Genomic DNA, 3,932 nt, shown 5'->3' with positions numbered 1-3,932 from the left:
TTGACATATAAAGGAATTCCAATGGCAAGAAAAAAATATTCTTTTCTAATTATTGTTAGGTCTTCTAAAATTATATATAAACTTGGAAGAATTAGTAACAATGACATAAAAGCTCCAACGTATGGATTTAGCATTATTTTTTTGCAAAGTGAGATTAATTTTAGCATGGGAAAGAGATTATTTGATACTGTCATGGTGATTTATTTGGTGTTATTTTGTTCGTCAAATGTACTTTGCTTTTCTTTTTTTGTGATTTTTATTGTTATGAAGCACGTTTTTATTGTCATGAAATTCAAAATTTGACTATAAATAAAAAATCCTCTCGAGAAAGAGAGGATTTAGTAGATTTTGATATGATGTATGAATTGGGTTAAGACAAAATATTCATTTTTTTTATAAAATCTTTATAAGTGTTGCTAAGATTTACTTTATGACCGCCTTTTAAAATAACAAGATTGTCAACCAGAATTATTTCTTCAATTTTATTAGAATTAACCATAATATTGCGATGGGTTCTTATAAATTTATTTGCATTGAGCAAAGTGCTAATTTTTGTTAATGAAATTAGGATAACAAATTTTTCTTTTTCGGTGATAATATTGCAATAGCGATCTTCTACTTCTATAAAAAGAATATCATTGATGGCTACTTTTTTTAGTGTATTTTTCTTTTTGATGAACAAAAAATCATCGCTAATTATTGTATCTTGATCTTCACTGTGAAAGACATTGGTTTGTTCATAGAATTTTTCGACAGCCATTTCTAAGGCATAAAGAATTTCCAATTCATTAAAAGGTTTCATTAAAAAACTGAATGGTTTGGTCAATTTGGCTCTTTCGAAAATTTGACGGTCTTGCGAACTAGTCAAAAATACAAATGGTTTCGATGCATTGGGAATAATATTGATGGTTTCGGCAAAGGTTATTCCGTCTGGTTTTCCGTCGAGAAAAACATCAATAACTATGATATCAATGGTTTGCTCATAAAAAAGTTTTAGAGCTTCGGTATAACTTCTAGCAATGCCTACTATATTATATTTGTTGGCTAACAATACTTTGCTAAGTGCATCACTTTGCTCTGGTGTGTCTTCGATTATGAGTACATTGATATTATCCATTTTGTGCTGTTTTTGGGAACGTCAATCTGATTTTGGTTCCTTTGTTAACTTCGCTTTCTATTGCTAAAAATCCACCATTTTTCTTAATCATTTGTTTGCACAATTGTATTCCAAGACCTGTTCCAATGGTCTCTGAATTGCCTTTTTTAGCCAATGATTCATTGTCTTTCAATATTTCGTTTATGGTGTTTTTATCCATTCCTAATCCTGTATCTTCTATAATGAGTTGGCAGAATTCGGAATTGTTTTCTTGGGTGTAAAAACTGATTTTTCCGTTTTCGTTGGAAAATTTTATGGCATTGTCCAATAAATTACGAAGCACAATTTTCAGCGAATCGAGATCTACGAAGATAAAATTGTTCTTGGAAACCGAATTCTCAAAAGTAATGGATTTTTCTAACAACAAAGGTTTGTAGTTGAATTCTATTTGTTGCACTATTGAAAACAAATGAACGGATTCTTTATGGAAATACAATTGCTTGGTTTGTAATAATGCCCAATGCAACAAGTTGTCCAACAAACTGTAAGCTCCGTTGGCAATTCCGCTGTTTTGAATAATGAGTTGGTTTAATTCATCATAATTCTTGGTTTCTAATGTTGCTGATAATTTGGCATTACTAGTTTTTAAAGCATTTACCGAAGAACGCAAATCGTGGCTTACTATGGAAAAAAGTTGGTCTTTGGTAGCATTGAGTTCGTCGAGTTTGTTTTTTTGAAGTAAAATAATTTTGGCGTTTTTAACTTTTTGAGTATAAAGATAAATTCCTGTAGTAAGAAGTATTAATAAAACCATTGCAGAGAAAAATAACCAATTACGTTGGGTGTTTTTAAGTTGGTTTTCTACCTCAAGGACTTTAATCTGTTTTTGTTTTTGAGCTACGGCAAATTTTTTCTCGTAATCTGCCACCGCCCAAACTTTATTTTGATTGTAGACGGAATCTTGCCATTGTTCGGCTTCTTTTCTATAAACTAAAGCTTGTTTGAAATCGCCACTTCTTTCTTTGACAACAGCCATGTTATAAGCAGCTAGGTTTTTAATATAATTTTTATTTATATCTTTTGATAAAAAATAGGCTTTCTCAAAATAGTAAATAGCTTTAGAGTTTTTACCTTGAACATAATATAAGTTAGCAAGGATGTTATAGGCATTGTAAAAACCAACTTTATTTTTTACTTTCTCGTTAATTTGCAAATTTTTCATTAGGTATTCTTCTGCTTTGTCGTATTCTTCTAAAAAAATATAGCTGCTGCCGATGCCTTCTTGTGTCTTGGCAAAACTATAGAGCTGATTTTTTATTTGTGGTGATTGGAGTGCCTTTTCGTAATAACGAATAGCAGTTTTGAATTCACTTAATTGGAAAGATACCGTGCCTAAATGAATTTGGACTGATGTAGAAAATTCAAATTGATTAGAAATTAATAATAATTCTTTTTTTGATTCTTTGTAAAGTTGCTTTTCTTGAAAAGCTATTCCTCTAAAAAAATGGCAATAGTCTGCTATTTCTTTATTAGTGTTTGAGCTCAATTGTTTCATTGAGTATATTAGAGTAGAGTCCCAATCTTTTTTTACATAAAAAGATTGGGACTTTGTAAAATTGATTTCAGATTTATATTCAACCGCTTTTTTCTGAAGTTTTTTTATTATAAGGTCGTTATTAGACTTTATTTGTGAAAACAGGAAAACAGGAATTAAGAATATAATTGAAAGGTATAATAATCTCAGTTTTGGAGTCATTATATATTTACGCTATAATTATTTTGGTTCCTGTAGAAGTTTCAGGGTCAATGTCTTTTAAGAAAGTGGTAATACTTGTGATTTTTTTAACTGTCGGAGAAGTATATTCTAATTCAAGATACCAAGCATTTAGACTTTTTGGAATTTCTTCGGAATAATTATAATCAAAGTACAATTGCAAAGAATTGTCAATCACTGCTGGATTGGGTTGTACTCTTGGCGATTCGGTAACGGTACTATCAATATAAAGTGTAACTCTTATTGATAAAAATGATTTTCCATCAGTTGGTGTGATTAGTTTTACCGAAGCCAATGGCGATATAGGATAAGTTACTTCATTTGAATGTAAAAGAGTAAAAGGGGTTTGGTTGATTTGGGTGTTTTGAATAACTTTTAAAGGCATAATGGAATCTTTTTAAGATTAAATAAGGATAAAGATATATTTTTTATAAGAATGAAGTATAAAATAAATGTCCTTTTTTAAATTAAAACTAAAAAAGGTTTCTTAAAAACAAAAACCCCGTTCGCCTTGACGAATGGGGTTTTTTATAATGAACCTTTAGTAAACTAAGATCTGATTACTCTTTTTTTTCCTCGCGTGGAGGTCTTGGCAAAAGTGCTTTTTTAGACACTTTTTCTTTTCTTGTTTTTGGGTCAACGCCAAGATATTTCACTTGAAAAACATCACCCATTTTCACTACATCTGAAACATTTTCAGTACGTTCCCAAGCTAGTTCAGAAACGTGAAGTAATACTTCATTTCCTGGTGCTGCCGTATATTCTACCACTGCTCCAAAATCGAGCATTTTAATCACCTTTACTTCATAAGCTTCTCCAACTTGTGGTTTGAAAGTTAATGAATCGATTTTGCGCAAAACAGTTTCAATTCCGTCAGGGTCAGTACCAAGGATTTCAACTTCGCCTTTTTCATCCACTTCGTTGATAACAATTGTGGTTCCAGTAGCTTTTTGTAATTCTTGAATCACTTTTCCACCAGGTCCAATCAAAGCACCAATAAAGTTACCAGGAATGGTTCTTGTGATGATTTTTGGAGCATATGCTTTTACATCTGCTTTTGGC

At 31.0% G+C, this 3,932-nt stretch carries 4 protein-coding genes; all 4 read right to left on the bottom strand.

The window, feature by feature from the left end; all coding sequences use genetic code 11:
* Positions 1-370: 370 nt before the first annotated feature.
* Positions 371-1,117: a LytTR family DNA-binding domain-containing protein gene (locus PHC28_RS16705; protein ID WP_300103282.1), complete on the bottom strand. Its 747-nt coding sequence runs from the start codon at positions 1,115-1,117 to the stop codon at positions 371-373.
* Positions 1,110-2,651: a tetratricopeptide repeat-containing sensor histidine kinase gene (locus PHC28_RS16700; protein ID WP_300103281.1), complete on the bottom strand. Its 1,542-nt coding sequence runs from the start codon at positions 2,649-2,651 to the stop codon at positions 1,110-1,112. Before PHC28_RS16700 ends, PHC28_RS16705 begins: the two co-directional genes overlap by 8 nt.
* 208 nt (positions 2,652-2,859) lie before the next feature.
* Positions 2,860-3,255 carry a hypothetical protein gene (locus PHC28_RS16695; RefSeq protein WP_300103280.1) on the bottom strand — a complete coding sequence of 132 codons (396 nt, stop codon included), beginning with the start codon at positions 3,253-3,255 and terminating at the stop codon, positions 2,860-2,862.
* A gap of 175 nt (positions 3,256-3,430) precedes the next feature.
* Positions 3,431-3,932: KH domain-containing protein (locus PHC28_RS16690; protein ID WP_300103279.1), on the bottom strand; the 502-nt coding region annotated here is incomplete at its 5' end.

The organism is Flavobacterium sp. (assembly GCF_028712645.1).
Lineage (GTDB): Bacteria > Bacteroidota > Bacteroidia > Flavobacteriales > Flavobacteriaceae > Flavobacterium.
This window is presented reverse-complemented; position numbering and strand designations above follow the sequence as displayed.